We start from the raw sequence: 13,618 nt of genomic DNA, 5'->3' as shown, positions 1-13,618 counted from the left end.
TCAGTCGTGCAGCTCGGTGCGGGCCACCTCGCCGAACGCCGCGGTCAGGTAGTCCGCGAACGGGCGGCCGGTGACCGTGAGCAGGTCGGCGACGAGCAGCGGGGCGTGCCGGGCCACGGCCGCCGGGTCGGGCGGGGCGTCGTCGTCGCCCGGGTCGTAGACGCCGAGCGCGCCGGCCAGCAGCACCAGCAGGACGTGCGGGTCGACGTCGGTCCACCACGTCGCGGCGCCCCGGACGCAGCGTTCCAGCACCTGGCGGACGTCGTCGCCGTCCAGCCCGTCCGGATGGCCCTCCTCCAGCAGCAGCCGGACCACGCCGCCGAGCACCAGCCCGGCCCGGTCGGCGGTGGCGAGCCGTTCCACGGCCGACCGGTACGCCTCGACGTCCCGGGCCCGCGCCGCGTCGACCGCGTCCGTGGCGGTCACGGCGATCTCGCGGGCCGGTGCGGGCAGATGACGCCAGGTCGTGGTCACCCGGCCAGCATGGCAGACCACGTGTGCTTGCTCACCTTCCGGCCCGGCGCCCGCGTCGGTAAGGGGTAAACGGGTCGCGGCTGTCGTACCGCCCGCGAAGAATCCAGCCATGCTGCGCCGCGCCCTGCCCGCCCGTCCGGAAGCCCGCCGGATCCTCGCCGGCACCCTGTTCTCCGCCGTCGGGCGCGGTCTCACGCTGCCGTTCCTGTTCATCTACCTCACCGACGTGCGGGGTCTCACCGACGCCCGCGCCGGCCTGGTGATCGGCTGGTTCGGCGCGGTGACGCTGGCGCTGTCCCCGCTGGGCGGCACGCTCATCGACCGGTTCGGTGCGCGGCGGGTGGTGCTGCCCTGCCTGGCCGTCGAGGCGGTCGGCACCGGCTCGCTGGCCCTGGTCGACTCGACCGCCTCGGCGTTCGGCGTGATGACGCTCATCGCGGTCGGCAGCTCGGCGATCTGGTCCGGGCAGAACACCATCCTCGCCTCGCTCACCGGCGCCGACGAGCGGCAGCGGGTCTTCGGGCTCAACTTCGCGCTGCTCAACCTGGGCATCGGCGCGGGCGGCCTGATCTCCGGCGCGGTGGTCGACGTGGCCCGCCCGGTGACCTTCCAGGCGGTCTACCTGCTGGACGCGGTGAGCTTCCTGATTCCGGCGCTGATCCTGCTGACGCTGCCGCACGTGGGGCGCCGTCCGGCCGCGGTGCCGCGTGACACCGGTGCCGCCCCGGCGACCGGCGGCTACCTGACGGTGCTGCGGGACCGGCCGTTCCGCCGGCTCGTCATCTTCGGCCTGGTGCTCACCACCTGCGGCTACGCACAGATCGAGGTGGGCTTCGCGGCGTACTCGGTGCGGGTGGTGGAGGTGACGCCGCGGGTGGTGGCCTGGGCGCTCGCCGCGAACACGGTGATGATCGTGCTCTCCCAACTGCTGGTGATCCGCCGGCTGGAGGGGCGCAGCCGCACCGGCGCGCTGGCCGCGGTGGGCGCCGTCTTCGCGACCGCCTGGCTGGTGCTCGGCGCGGCCGGCGTGGTCGGGGGCGGGAACGCGCTGCTCGCGGCGCTCGGCGTGGTGGCCTGCTCGGCGATCTTCGGGTTCGGCGAGACGATGCTGTCGCCGGTCATGCCCGCCCTGACCAACGCGCTGGCCACGGACGAGCTGCGCGGTCGCTACAACGCGATGAGTTCGATGATCTTCGGGATCAGCGGGGTGGTCGGCCCGGTCACCGCCGGGCCGCTCATCGGCGCGGCCGACGGGCGCGTGTGGGTGGCTGTCGTGGTGGGCGGCTGCCTGGTCGCCTCGCTCCTCGCGCTGTCCCTGCGCCCTTTGCTCACCCCGGCCCAGGACGGCCGTCCGGCGCCCGCCCCGGCGCCGGACCCCGAGCCCGCCCCGGCAGCCTGACCTCCCCCAGGCTGCTCGACCGGGACGTTCGCTCCCGGATCGGCGCGGACGGCGACGGGCCCCGGAGCAGCGCTCCGGGGCCCGTCGACGATGCGGGTCAGGCCGCGGGGACCTCCGCGGTGGTCCGGATCCGGTCCAGGGCCGGCGCGGACACCGGCGACTTCTCGGTCAGGTACGCGGTGAAGGCGTCCAGGTCGATCTGGCCGGTCACCGAGTTGGTGCCGCCGGTCAGGACGCTGAAGCCGTCGCCGCCACCGGCGAGGAAGTTGTTCACCGTGACCCGGTAGGTCGCGGCGTCGGTGACCGGGGTGCCGTTGATGGTGAGGCTGCCCCGGACCACCCGGGTGCCGGCGCAGGGCGTGCCGGCCGGTGCGGTGGTGCCGTTGACGTCGACCACGTAGTTGACCGTCGAGGACGCGTAGAGCACCCGGGCGACGGTGAACTGCTGCTCCAGCATGCAGTAGAGCTGCGCGCCGGTCAGGTCGAGCGTGACCAGGTTGTTGGCGAACGGCTGGACGGTGAACGCCTCGGCGTAGGTGACTGGGCCGGCGTCGACGTCGGCGCGGACCCCACCGGGGTTCATGAACGCGGCGACCGCGTTCTGCTCGTTGTCGGTCGCGGCGAGCTGCGCGTCGGCGATCAGGTTGCCCAGCGGCGACTCACCGGTCTGGTAGGTCGGCTTGCCGTTGGCGTCGACCCCGGTCTGGTAGAGGTTCTCCTGGGTCTTGGTGATCGCCTCGGTGGTCTCGCCGACCACCCGGTCGGCCACCGGGCCGAGCGCGGTCTTGTAGTGGTTGATCAGCTCGGTCGAGGCCGGGTCCTTGGCGACGTCCCGGGTGACCACCACGTTGTTCGCCGACGCGCTGACGACGTCCCGGGTACGCGGGTCGATCTTCAGGTTGATGTCGGTGACCAGGCGGCCGAACGAGCTGGCGCTGGTGACCAGCTTGCCGTTGATGTTGCAGTTGTACGCGGCGTGCGTGTGCCCGCTGACGATCACGTCGATGGACGGGTCCATCCGGTTGGCGATGTCGACGATCGGGCCGCTGAAGCCGGTGCAGTCGTTGATGCCGCCGCCGTTCTGCACGCCGCCCTCGTGCAGGAGCACGACGATGCTCTTGACGCCGAGCAGTCGCAGGATCTTGGCGTACTTGTTGGCGGTGTCGGCCTCGTCGGTGAAGCGCAGGCCGGCGACGCCCTGCTGGCTGACGATGTTCGGGGTGCCCTCCAGGGTCATCCCGATGAAGCCGATCGGCACGCCCTTGACGATCTTGATGCCGAACGGCTGCATCAGCGGAAGGCCGGTGGAGGTCTTGAACGCGTTCGCGGAGAGGTACTTGAACTTGGCGCCCTCGAACGGGGTGCCGTCGGCGCAGCCGTCCACCGGGTGGCAGCCGCCGCGCTGCATCCGCAGCAACTCCTTGGCGCCCTCGTCGAACTCGTGGTTGCCGACGCTGGCGAACTCCAGCCCGGCGAGGTTCATCTCCTCGATGGTGGGCTCGTCGTGGAACGCGGCGGAGAGCAGCGGCGAGGCGCCGATCAGGTCACCCGCGGCGACCGTGACGGTGCCCTTGCCCTGCGCCTGGGCCGCGGCGCGCATGGCCTTCAGGTGGCTGGCCAGGTATTCCGCGCCACCGGCGGTCTTGCCGTCGATGGTGCCGCTGGACCCGGTCGGCGGCTCCAGGTTGCCGTGGAAGTCGTTGATCGCGAGCAGCTGGACGTCGACCGGCTTCGAGTGGGCCTCGGCCTGGTCGGGGGTGACGGCGACCGCGGTGAACGCGGTCGCGGCGAGTGCGGCCAGGCCTACGGTGGCCCGGCGGCGCATCCCGGAGACGGACATGGAACTCCTCGTGAGATACCGGCGCGTGGTGGCCGGGCGATGGTTCGCCCGGTGACCCTGATCCGTGCCGTGACAGGGGTCGATCGCGGGAGGCGGCGCTCGGGGGACCGCCGCCCCGCCCGGGGTAGCTTCTCATCCACCGGGCCGCAGGTCGACCGGGGTGGCGTTCCGAATCCTCGGCGTACCCGGCGACAGGTACCGGTCTGCCCGACGAGTCCGACATGACGGTCAGGTGAATTTCGGCGCGGCGTACGCGGGAAGCTGAGGGTGCCGGCCCCCAGGGACCAGGAAGCCGGCACCGTCGCTCATGTCACGCGGAAAACCTTGCTCTGGCAACCTTCCTGTCCGGAAAAACGCCCGGCGGGCACCCGCTGCCGGCCGAACGGTCGTTCATGTCCACCGATCCGGCGGTCGGAGCGGACTGTCCGAACTCGACCGGAGCGCCGGAGGGCGGGGGCGGGGCCGTTGCGCCGACCAGTGCGCGCAGCGCGCGCCGGCTCCACCGCCCGGCCACCCCCGGCCGACCGGCGAGATAGTCGGCGGTCCGGGCGACGTCCCAGCCGTGCGCCTCCCGCAGCCCGCGTGCCAGCATGCCGAGGTAGACCGGGGCCGGACGGGTCCAGGGCACCCGCACCGCCCGGTGCGGCGCGGTGAAGGTGAGCATCGGCAGGCCGTCCCGCTCACCGACCCGCAGCAGCGTCTCGTAGCGGCCCGGACCGAGCGTGGCCCGGCCGGTCCCGACCGCCGCGCGGATTCCCGCCAGGTCGGCGCCGGGCGGCCGGTACATCTCCTGGGCCGCGATGTCGGCGAACTGCTCGACCGTCACCAGGTAACCGCGGACCGCCGCCCGGCCCGGCAGCTCCGGGTCGTAGAACGCCATGCCGCCGGTCCAGGCCCGGGACTCGCCGGCGAAGTAGATCCCGCCGGGGATCAGCGCCGGGACCGTCCGGCGCGGTGGCCGGCAGTCCCGACAACCGGGGTACGTGCGCAGCCCGCCCGGCGGCTGCCCACCGCGCAGGTACCACTCGAGCCGCGCGGCGTGCAGATTGGACCCGTAGGCCACGTACCAGAGGAGCGACACGGACTTCAGAACCAGCAGGTCCGCCCGCCCGCGTGACTGACCTGGACGGTGTGCGTGACGCAGCCGCCGTCGGCCACCCGGTGCAGCAGGAACGCGGTCGGCTCGGCGACCCAGCCGATCTCGTCCTCGTCGGCCATGGTCAGGCTCGCCTGCACCCAGGTGCTCGGCGCGGTGGTCAGCACCGTGCCGGCGAACGCGCTGGTCACCGGCCGGTGCAGGTGGCCCGCGGTGACGCGTACGACATGGGGGTGCCGCCCGATCACGGCGGCCAGCGCGTCGGCGTCGGCGAGCCCGACGGCGTCCGCGGCCGGGACGCCCACCGCGACCGGCGGATGGTGCAGGCACACGACGGCGGGGGCCTCCGGCCGGCCGGCGAGCACCCCGTCGAGCCAGTCGAGCTGCTCGTCGCCGAGCCGCCCGCCGGACCCGCCCGGGGCGAGCGAGTCGAGCACCACGAGCGTCGCGTCCGGATGGTCGACGTGGTAGTGCGCGGAGAAGCCGCCGGCCAGGTGGGGAGTGCCGCCGAAGGTGTCGAGCAACGACTCCCGGTCGTCGTGGTTGCCGGTGGCCAGGTGGATCGGCAGCGGGAAGCGACCGACGATCTCGCGGAGGGCCAGGTATTCGTCCGGCCGGCCGTTGGCGGTGAGGTCGCCGGTGACCACCACGCACTCCGGCCGGGGACGCAGGGCGAGCACGGTGCCCAACGCCCGGTGCAGTCCGGACGCCGGCTCGGCGGCGAGCGGACCGGTGGTCACGTGCGGGTCGCTGAGTTGGGCGATGAGCATCGGCGTCTCCTCGGGGCCCGGGATCTCCACCGTACCCACAGGCAGTGTCCACAGCCTGTGGATAGCACATGTGTACGAAGGTCGACGGTGCCCGCGCTGAGTACGCTTGATCGCGTCCATCCCCCCTCCCAGCAGGAACGACGTGGATCACGAGCGAGTCCTCCGCGACGTCACGGTGCGCCTCCCCACGGCGTCGACCGTGCCGGAGGCGTGCCAGTGGACCGTCGCCGCGCTCGCCCGGCACACCCCGGCGACCGCCACCGTCCTGCTCCGGGTCCACGACCGCCTGAGGTGCGTCGCGGCCACCGGCGCCTGGCAGGTCTTCTCGCACGTGCCGGCCACCGCCGACGGCGCCGGTCCGGCCCGGCTCCGGCCCGAGCCGTCGGTGGTGCGGCGGGTCTACGCCTCAGGTGAGAGCGCCGCCGTGCCCGACGTCAGCGTCGACCCCGACTACCTGCCGGTCCGGCCCGACGTGACAGCGGAGCTGTGCGTGCCGGTGCGCGACCCGGCCGGCCGGCCGATCGGCGTGCTCGACCTGCAGTGGAGCGACCCGGTGGCGCTGGCCCCGTGGCGGGAGACCGCCGAACGGCTGGCCGACCGGCTCGGCGCCCGGATCGCGGCGCTCGGCGGACCGCCGGCGGAGAGCCGCAGCGAGAAGCTGCTCCGGCACGCCGCCGCGTTCACCGCCGCGCCGACCGACTGGGACCTGATGACCGCCGCCATCACCGCGGCCCGGGACGTGTCCGCGCTCTCCGCGGCCGTGCTGGTGCTCACCGGCCGGCGCGGCCCCCGGCTGGGCGCGCCCACCGACACCCCGGGTGACCTGGAGGCACGGATCCGGGCCGAGCTGACCGAGGCCGGCCCGGTCGCGCTGGACCGGATGATCGACCGGGCCCACCGGTACGGCTCGGCGTACACGCTGGGCGAGGCGGGGCATCCGCCGACCGAGGAATATCTGCCGCTGACCCGCGCCGGCGCGCGCACGCTGGTGGCGGTGCCGGTCGGCGCGCCGACCGCCGGCGGCGTGCTACTGGTCGCCGACGAACGCTCGCTGCGCCCCGACCCGACCACTGTCAACCTGATCGAGTTGCTGGCCGGGCAGGCGTGGACCTGCCTCGACCGGCTGCGCACCCTGGCGCGCCTGCGCGAGCAGGCCAGCTCCGACCCGCTCACCGGGCTGCGGCACACCGGGCCGTTCGGGCAGCGGATCGCCAGCGCCACGCCGGGGCGTACCGCCCTGCTGGCGATAGACGTGGACGGCTTCAAGGACGTCAACGACACGTACGGCCACCAGGCCGGCGACCGCCTGCTGGTGGGGTTGGCCCGGGCGCTGGAGGGCGCGCTGCGTCAGGGTGACGAGCTGTACCGCACCGGCGGCGACGAGTTCGTCGCGGTGATCGAGGTGAGCCACCCGCAGGAGGCGGTGGGGATCGCCGAGCGGCTGACCGAGGCGGCCCGCCGCACCGGCCGGACGATAAGCGTCGGCATCGCGCTGCCCCGCCCCGGCGAGACCCCCGACCGGACCCTGCACCGAGCCGACCAGGCCCTCTACGCGGTCAAGCGCCAGGGCCGAGACGGAGTCCACCTCTCCGCCGCCTGACCCCCGCCCCACCCCCTCCCGCGTCGATCTTGCACTTTCGGCCCGGGTAATGCGGCACATGCACCGTTCGTCGGGGCGGAAACTGCAAGATCGCGGGGGTCAGGGGGTCAGGGGGTCAGGGGGTCAGGGGGTCAGGGGGTCAGTTCGCGGGCCAGGAGTTCGGCGATCTGGGCGGTGTTCAGGGCGGCGCCCTTGCGGAGGTTGTCGCCGGTGACGAAGAGGTCGAGGGCTCTCGGGTCGTCGACGGCGCGGCGGATCCGGCCCACCCAGGACGGGTCGGTGCCGACCGCGTCGATGGGCATCGGGAACTCACCGGCGCCCGGGTCGTCGACCAGGATCACGCCGGGCGCGTTGCGGAGCACCTCGCGGGCGCCCTCGGCGTCCACCTCGGTGGCGAAGACGGCGTGCACGGCGACCGAGTGACCGGTCACCACCGGCACCCGCACGCAGGTGGCCGAGACCTTCAGGTCGGGCAGCCCGAGGATCTTGCGCGACTCGTTGCGCAGCTTCAGCTCCTCGGAGGACCAGCCGGCGTCGGCCAGCGAGCCCGTCCAGGGCACCACGTTGAGCGCCAGCGGCGCCGGGAACGGGCCCAGCTCGTCGCCGACCGCCTGGCGTACGTCGCCGGCGCGGGAGCCGAGCACCCGGTCCCCGGCGATCTTGCCGAGCTGCAGGTGCAGGGCGTCCACCCCGGCCTGCCCCGCCCCGGAGGCCGCCTGGTAGGAGGCGAGGACGAGTTCGCGCAGGCCGTACTCGCGGTGCAGCGGGGCGACCGCCACGATCATCGCGAGCGTGGTGCAGTTGGCGTTGGCGACGATCCCCTTGGGGCGGCGGCGCACCTGGTCGGGGTTGATCTCGGGGACCACCAGCGGCACGTCGCGGTCCATCCGGAACGCGCCGGAGTTGTCCACCACCACCGCGCCGCGGGCCACCGCGACCGGCGCCCACTCGGCCGAGACGTCGTCGGGCACGTCGAACATCGCCACGTCGACGCCGTCGAACGCCTCGGGGCTGACGGCTTGGACGGTCAACTCCTCGCCCCGGCACCACACGCGACGGCCGGCCGAGCGCTCGGACGCGAGCAGCCGGATCTCGCCCCACACGTTGCGACGGGAGGAGAGGATCTGGCACATCACCGTGCCGACGGCACCTGTCGCCCCGACCACGGCGAGGGTGGGCAGCGGCGGCATCCGCGCTACCGCCCGGTGCCGGCGTAGACGACGGCTTCGGTGTCACCACCCAGTTCGAAGGCGTCGTGGATGGCCCGGACCGCCTTGTCGAGGTCGGTGTCGCGGCAGACCACGGAAACCCGGATCTCCGAGGTGGAGATCATTTCGATGTTCACGCCGGCGGTGCCGAGCGCGGCGAAGAAGCCGGCGGCGACGCCGGGGTGCGAGCGCATGCCGGCGCCGATCAGGGAGACCTTGCCGACGTGGTCGTCGTAGAGCAGGCCCTTGAACTTGACCGACTCCTGGATCTTGCTGAGCGCGGCCATCGCGGTCGGACCGTCGGTCTTGGGCAGCGTGAACGAGATGTCGGTGCGTCCGGTGCCCTCGGTGGACACGTTCTGCACGATCATGTCGATGTTGATCTCGGCGCCGGCGACGGTGTCGAAGATCCGCGCGGCGGCGCCCGGCTCGTCGGGCACCCCGACGATGGTGATCTTCGCCTCGCTGCGGTCGTGGGCGACCCCGGTGATCAGTGCCTGTTCCACAGGAAGGTCCTCCATCGATCCGGTGACCATCGTGCCGGTGTTGGTCGAGTATGACGAACGGACGTGGATCGGCAACCCCGCGCGCCGGGCGTACTCGACGCTGCGCAGGTGCAGCACCTTCGCGCCGCAGGCGGCCAGCTCCAGCGTCTCCTCGTAGGTGATCCGCGCGATGTGCCGGGCGTTCGGCACGATCCGCGGGTCGGCGGTGAAGATGCCGTCCACGTCGGTGTAGATCTCGCAGACGTCCGCCCGGAGCGCGGCGGCCAACGCCACCGCGGTGGTGTCCGAGCCGCCCCGGCCGAGCGTGGTCACGTCCTTGGTGTCCTGCGAGACGCCCTGGAAACCGGCGACGATGACCACGGCGCCCTCGTCCAGCGCGCCCTTGAGCCGTCCCGGCGTCACGTCGATGATCCGGGCCCGGCCGTGCACCGAGGTGGTGATCACACCGGCCTGCGAGCCGGTGAACGAGCGCGCCTCGTAGCCCAGGTTGTGGATGGCCATGGCCAGCAGCGCCATCGAGATCCGCTCGCCGGCGGTGAGCAGCATGTCCAGCTCGCGGCCGGGCGGCAGCGGGCTCACCTGGTTGGCCAGGTCGAGCAGCTCGTCGGTGGTGTCGCCCATGGCGGAGACCACCACCACCACGTCGTCGCCGGCCTTGCGGGCGGCCACGATGCGCTCGGCCACCCGCTTGATCCGCTCCGCGTTGGCGACGGAGGACCCGCCGTACTTCTGCACCACGAGTGCCACGACGGTGCGCTCCCCTCCCAGTGACTGCCCTGAGCGTGCCGACGCCGCCGGGTCTGAAAGGTCCGGCGGCGCGTGTCAGACGTCCTCAGGGTATCGGGCGGGCCGCGCGGCCGGAGCGGGTGATCCCACCATCCGGCCCGGGCCGGCCAACCGGTACAACCGTACGGTGGGCTGACCTCGACCCTCGCGACGTCGCAGAATGACCCGGTGCACGCTCACCGACGCGCGGCCCGGCCACTGACCGGCGTACTCGCGCTCACCCTGCCGGCGCTGCTGGCCTCCTGCGTCGCCGACCACCCCCGGACGACGCCCACCGACGGCGCCGATCCGGTGCCGGTACAGGTCGACGCCGCCCGCGACGAGCTGGCCGGGCTGGCCGCCGCCGCGCAGGACCGCCACTTCACCGCCACGTACGCCTTCGCGCCGCCCGCCGGGCCGTCCCGGACGGTCACGTGGACCAACGCCAACGACGGCGGCTGGCGGGTCGACCTGCCCGGCTGGGGGCGCGGCGGCACGGTGGACGTGTCGCTCGCCGGCACCTCGGACGGGCTGTTCCAGTGCGCCCTGCCCTCGACCGCCCGAGTGCGACAGGCCGGCTGCGTCCGCCTCGGCGACACCGACGACGCGGTGCCCCGCCGGCTGGATCCACGGGTGCAGCACCCGTTCACCGACTGGCTGGAGGTGCTCACCGACCGGGAGGCGCCGCTCGCGGTCTCCCCCGCCACGCCGCCGGCCGGCGTCACCGGCCGGTGCTACGCGGTCGACTCCACCGCCGCCTCGATGAACGCGCCGCTGGACGAGGGCGTCTACTGCTTCGGCGAGGACGGCACGCCGGTGGCGGTCCGCGCCACGCTCGGCAGCCTCACGTTGACCGGCCGACCCGGTCCGCCGCCGGCGACCGTCGAGCTGGCCGCCGCGGTGACCGAGGGCGAGCCGGTCGACCCGGACGGAACGTCCTAGCCTTTTGTCCGTTACGGGTGTCCTTGCCCACACTCGAACGATCTCCCTGACCCGGCAAAACGGTCATCGGGGACGCTGAGCCGATGACCGACCTGACCCCGCTGCTCGCCTTCCGGTGGAGCCCTCGCGCGTTCGACCCGGACGCGGAGCTGACCGCCGACGAGGTGGCCGCGCTGCTGGAGGCGGCCCGCTGGGCGCCCTCGGCCGGCAACGCCCAACCCTGGCGGTTCGCGCTCGGCCACCGACAGGACGAGACCTGGAAGCGGATCCTGGTCGGCCTGCCCGATCCCGACCAGGGCTGGGCCCGACACGCCGCCGCCCTGCTGCTCGCCGCGCACGCCGGCGGCGGGTCGGAACGGACCGCGTACGACCTCGGCCAGGCGGTCGCCCACCTCACCGTCCAGGCCACCGCGCTCGGCCTGCACGTACGCCAACTCACCCGGCTCGACCGCGCCCGCCTCACCACCGAACTGGACCTGCCCGACGACATCCGGCCGCTGGCGGTGGCCGCGATCGGCCGCCTCGGTGACCCGGCCACGCTCCCGCCCGACCTGTACGCCCGGGAGACCGCGCTCCGCCGCCGGCGGCCGGTCCCCGCCCTGCTCCTGAGCTGAGGCGTCACCGGACGCGCGACCTCGCCGGGATGCGTCGCTGCGGTTCGGTGGTGCGGCGTCAGGCGCCGCGCGCGGCCCTCAGCAGGGCGTCGCCGACCTCCGTGTTGCGGTAGAGCACGTGCCGCCCGGCCCGGGACCGCGCCACCAGCCCGGCCGCGTGCAGCGCGGTGAGGTGCTGGGAGACGTTCCCGGCCGACATCCCGGTGAGCCGGGCCAGGTCGGAAGTGGTCACCGCCGAGTCGAGCAGGCGCAGCAGCGCGGCCCGACCGGCGCCGACCACCCGGGCCAGCGGGTCGCCGGGCGGCGCCGGGGCCCGCTCCCAGAGCGTCCCGACCGCCCGGACCGGGTACGCCCCGGCCGGCAACGAGTCCTCCAGCAGGTTCCACAGCACCCGTCGGTCGGTGAACACGCTCGGGTTCAACGCCAGGCCCCGCCCGCGCAGGTCGAAGTCGCGCTCGAACGGGTCGTCACTGACCACCCGGTCACCGAGCCAGCGCAGGCTCGGGTGGAGCTGCTCGAACAGCCGACCCGCGCCACCCTCGGCGAGCTGGGCGGCCCGGTGCGCCACGTCGGCGTCGAGCAGCGCCCGCATGCGCGGCCAGTCCGGGGCGATGGCCTCGTCGTGCCAGATCCGCACGGCGTCCACGAGCCGCGGCAGCAGTCCGCGCGGATCGGCCAGCAATGCCGACCCGAACGGGCTCAGCGGCCGGCTCGGGAGGGTCGCCAGCAGGTCCTGGACCACCACGTCCGGCGGGGTCGCCGCGATCTGGTCGAGCTGCTCGGTGATCCCCGCGTCCGGCCGGGCGGCCGGGGTGAGGAAGTCCGGCAGCCAACGACGCGGCAGGGCCAGCTCCACCAGCGGGCGGACCCGGACCGCCACCTCCGGGCGGCGCAGCGTCGACCGGGCCCGGTCGATCCACGGCAGGTGCACCGCGTAGCGGACCGGCTGGGACAGCGCCCAGAGGCTCATCACCGTCTCGTTGACCGGCGACACCGCGAAGCGCACGCCCGCCACGTCGGCCAGATTGAACCGCAACTCGGACACCCGCACCCCCGCAGCCAGGATTCGACCCAGACTAAATTGTTCGACCGGAGCGCGGGGGCACGGTTGGCTCAACGGCCATGGGGGCCAGAGAGAGCATCCGCACCGCCGTCCGACACGTCGTACCGCCGGCCGGGCTGACCCGCGCCCTGGCCCTGCAGGCCATGGTGTTCGCCATCGGCCACGGCCTGTTCCAGGCCGGCAGCGCGGTCTTCTTCACCCGGGCGCTGGGGCTGAGCCCGGCCCAGGTCGGTCTCGGTCTTTCGCTGGCCGCCGGGGCGCTGCTGCTCGGCACCGTGCCACTGGGCGGCCTCACCGATCGGTACGGCCCGCAGCGGGTGTGGATCGTCTGCCTGCTGCTCGACGCGGCGCTGTTCGCGACGTACCCCCTCGTCACCGGCTTCGCCGGCTTCCTCGCCGTGGTGCTCGCGCTGGCCGTCACCGGCGCGGCGACCGGGGTGGCCCGCCAGGTCTACTCGATCAACGTGTTGCGGCCGGAGGAACGGGTCACCGCGATGGCCTACCAGCGGTCCTCGCTCAACGTCGGCTTCGGGCTGGGCGCGCTGATCAGCGGCCTGGTGCTGGCGATCGACACGATCTGGGCGTACCGGGGCATGGTCTGGTTCATCTCCGTGGTCTTCCTGGTGACCGCCGGCTTCGTGAACCGGCTCCCCCGGCTGCCGGAGGTGACCCGGCCGACCGAGCCGATGAGCCGGCTGGCGGTGCTGCGGGACCGCCCGTTCATGGCCGTCTCGCTGCTGTCCGGGCTGCTCACCGCGCACCAGACGCTCTATCTCACCGTGATGCCGCTGTGGATCCTCACCCACACGGACGCGCCGAAGACGATCATCGCCGCGCTGGTGCTGCTCAACACGGTCCTGATCGTGCTGCTCCAGGTGCGGGCCAGCCGGGGCGCGGACACCGCGTCGGGCGCGGCGCGGGCATCCCGCCGGGGCGCGCTGCTGATCGCCCTGTTCTGCGTGGTCCTGCCGATCTCCGCGCGGACCCGGGGCTGGCTGACGGTGGTGGCGCTGGTGGCCGCCGCGACGCTGCTCATCCTGGCCGAGCTGATCGAGTCGGCGGGCACCTGGGGGCTCACCGCCACGCTGCCGCCGGCCGCCCAGCGTGGCGCGTACGTGGGCGCGTTCGGGCTCGGCTCGCAACTCCAGTTCCTGATCGCCCCGGCGGGGCTGACCGCGCTCGGCGTGAGCACGAGCGGCTGGGGCTGGTACCCGGCGGCGGGAATCTTCGTGCTGGTCGGGCTGGCGATCGTGCCGGCGGTGGCCCGGGCCGAGCGGACGCCCCGGCTGGGCGAGGCGCCGGAGGCCACTCGCACGGTGACTCCGGTCCCATAGTCCGGAC

Annotated in this window: 12 protein-coding genes; 5 read left to right on the top strand and 7 right to left on the bottom strand. The window is 73.7% G+C overall.

Annotated features, from left to right (window positions below):
* On the bottom strand, positions 1-474 hold the full coding sequence (locus ACIA5A_RS26225; RefSeq protein ID WP_396767097.1) for a hypothetical protein: 474 nt from the start codon (positions 472-474) through the stop codon (positions 1-3).
* A 109-nt stretch (positions 475-583) separates the two neighbouring features.
* Here ACIA5A_RS26225 and ACIA5A_RS26220 point away from each other — a divergent pair, with 109 nt between their 5' ends.
* Entirely contained in the window at positions 584-1,873 is a 1,290-nt protein-coding gene (locus ACIA5A_RS26220) for an MFS transporter (protein ID WP_396767096.1), read from the top strand.
* Between the two features lie 97 nt (positions 1,874-1,970).
* Here the strand turns inward: ACIA5A_RS26220 and ACIA5A_RS26215 are convergent, their stop codons facing one another.
* The 3 genes from ACIA5A_RS26215 to ACIA5A_RS26205 all read right to left on the bottom strand — a co-directional run bounded on the left by ACIA5A_RS26215 (position 1,971) and on the right by ACIA5A_RS26205 (position 5,579).
* Entirely contained in the window at positions 1,971-3,713 is a 1,743-nt protein-coding gene (locus tag ACIA5A_RS26215) for a bifunctional metallophosphatase/5'-nucleotidase (RefSeq protein WP_396767095.1), read from the bottom strand.
* Between the two features lie 310 nt (positions 3,714-4,023).
* The gene (locus tag ACIA5A_RS26210; RefSeq protein WP_396767094.1) at positions 4,024-4,794 is read right to left on the bottom strand and encodes a histone deacetylase; all 771 of its coding nucleotides are present in this window, start codon (positions 4,792-4,794) and stop codon (positions 4,024-4,026) included.
* Between the two features lie 5 nt (positions 4,795-4,799).
* Positions 4,800-5,579, bottom strand: a complete 780-nt coding sequence (locus tag ACIA5A_RS26205) for a metallophosphoesterase (RefSeq protein ID WP_396767093.1) — start codon at positions 5,577-5,579, stop codon at positions 4,800-4,802.
* 142 nt (positions 5,580-5,721) lie between these two features.
* Here ACIA5A_RS26205 and ACIA5A_RS26200 point away from each other — a divergent pair, with 142 nt between their 5' ends.
* The gene (locus tag ACIA5A_RS26200) at positions 5,722-7,179 is read left to right on the top strand and encodes a diguanylate cyclase domain-containing protein (RefSeq protein ID WP_396767092.1); all 1,458 of its coding nucleotides are present in this window, start codon (positions 5,722-5,724) and stop codon (positions 7,177-7,179) included.
* Positions 7,180-7,310: 131 nt separating this feature from the next.
* Here the strand turns inward: ACIA5A_RS26200 and ACIA5A_RS26195 are convergent, their stop codons facing one another.
* The gene (locus tag ACIA5A_RS26195; protein WP_396767091.1) at positions 7,311-8,369 is read right to left on the bottom strand and encodes an aspartate-semialdehyde dehydrogenase; all 1,059 of its coding nucleotides are present in this window, start codon (positions 8,367-8,369) and stop codon (positions 7,311-7,313) included.
* A 5-nt stretch (positions 8,370-8,374) separates the two neighbouring features.
* On the bottom strand, positions 8,375-9,640 hold the full coding sequence (locus ACIA5A_RS26190; RefSeq protein WP_396767090.1) for an aspartate kinase: 1,266 nt from the start codon (positions 9,638-9,640) through the stop codon (positions 8,375-8,377).
* Between the two features lie 207 nt (positions 9,641-9,847).
* Here ACIA5A_RS26190 and ACIA5A_RS26185 point away from each other — a divergent pair, with 207 nt between their 5' ends.
* Positions 9,848-10,600 (top strand): hypothetical protein, encoded by a 753-nt coding sequence (locus tag ACIA5A_RS26185; protein ID WP_396767089.1) that lies wholly within the window; start codon positions 9,848-9,850, stop codon positions 10,598-10,600.
* Positions 10,601-10,683: 83 nt separating this feature from the next.
* Complete coding sequence (locus tag ACIA5A_RS26180; protein WP_396767088.1) at positions 10,684-11,214, top strand: nitroreductase family protein; 531 nt, start codon at positions 10,684-10,686, stop codon at positions 11,212-11,214.
* Positions 11,215-11,272: 58 nt separating this feature from the next.
* On the opposite strand, the gene ACIA5A_RS26175 is transcribed toward ACIA5A_RS26180, so the two are convergent.
* Positions 11,273-12,250, bottom strand: coding sequence for an ArsR family transcriptional regulator (locus tag ACIA5A_RS26175; protein ID WP_396767087.1), 978 nt, complete (start codon positions 12,248-12,250; stop codon positions 11,273-11,275).
* A gap of 86 nt (positions 12,251-12,336) precedes the next feature.
* On the opposite strand from ACIA5A_RS26175, the gene ACIA5A_RS26170 reads away from it, so the two are divergent.
* On the top strand, positions 12,337-13,611 hold the full coding sequence (locus ACIA5A_RS26170) for an MFS transporter (protein WP_396767086.1): 1,275 nt from the start codon (positions 12,337-12,339) through the stop codon (positions 13,609-13,611).
* The last annotated feature ends 7 nt before the right edge of the window (positions 13,612-13,618 follow it).

The organism is Micromonospora sp. NPDC051300 (assembly GCF_044455315.1).
In the GTDB taxonomy this organism is placed as follows: domain Bacteria; phylum Actinomycetota; class Actinomycetes; order Mycobacteriales; family Micromonosporaceae; genus Micromonospora; species Micromonospora robiginosa.
Note: the sequence above shows the minus strand (reverse complement) of the source record. Positions and strands in the feature narration are given on the sequence as shown.

Coding starts and splice junctions, on each gene's coding strand:
- ACIA5A_RS26215 (WP_396767095.1), bottom strand. CDS start 3,713: ATGTCCGTCTCCGGGATGCGCCGCCGGGCCACCGTAGGCCTGGCCGCA.
- ACIA5A_RS26170 (WP_396767086.1), top strand. CDS start 12,337: ATGGGGGCCAGAGAGAGCATCCGCACCGCCGTCCGACACGTCGTACCG.
- ACIA5A_RS26195 (WP_396767091.1), bottom strand. CDS start 8,369: ATGCCGCCGCTGCCCACCCTCGCCGTGGTCGGGGCGACAGGTGCCGTC.
- ACIA5A_RS26180 (WP_396767088.1), top strand. CDS start 10,684: ATGACCGACCTGACCCCGCTGCTCGCCTTCCGGTGGAGCCCTCGCGCG.
- ACIA5A_RS26205 (WP_396767093.1), bottom strand. CDS start 5,579: ATGCTCATCGCCCAACTCAGCGACCCGCACGTGACCACCGGTCCGCTC.
- ACIA5A_RS26220 (WP_396767096.1), top strand. CDS start 584: ATGCTGCGCCGCGCCCTGCCCGCCCGTCCGGAAGCCCGCCGGATCCTC.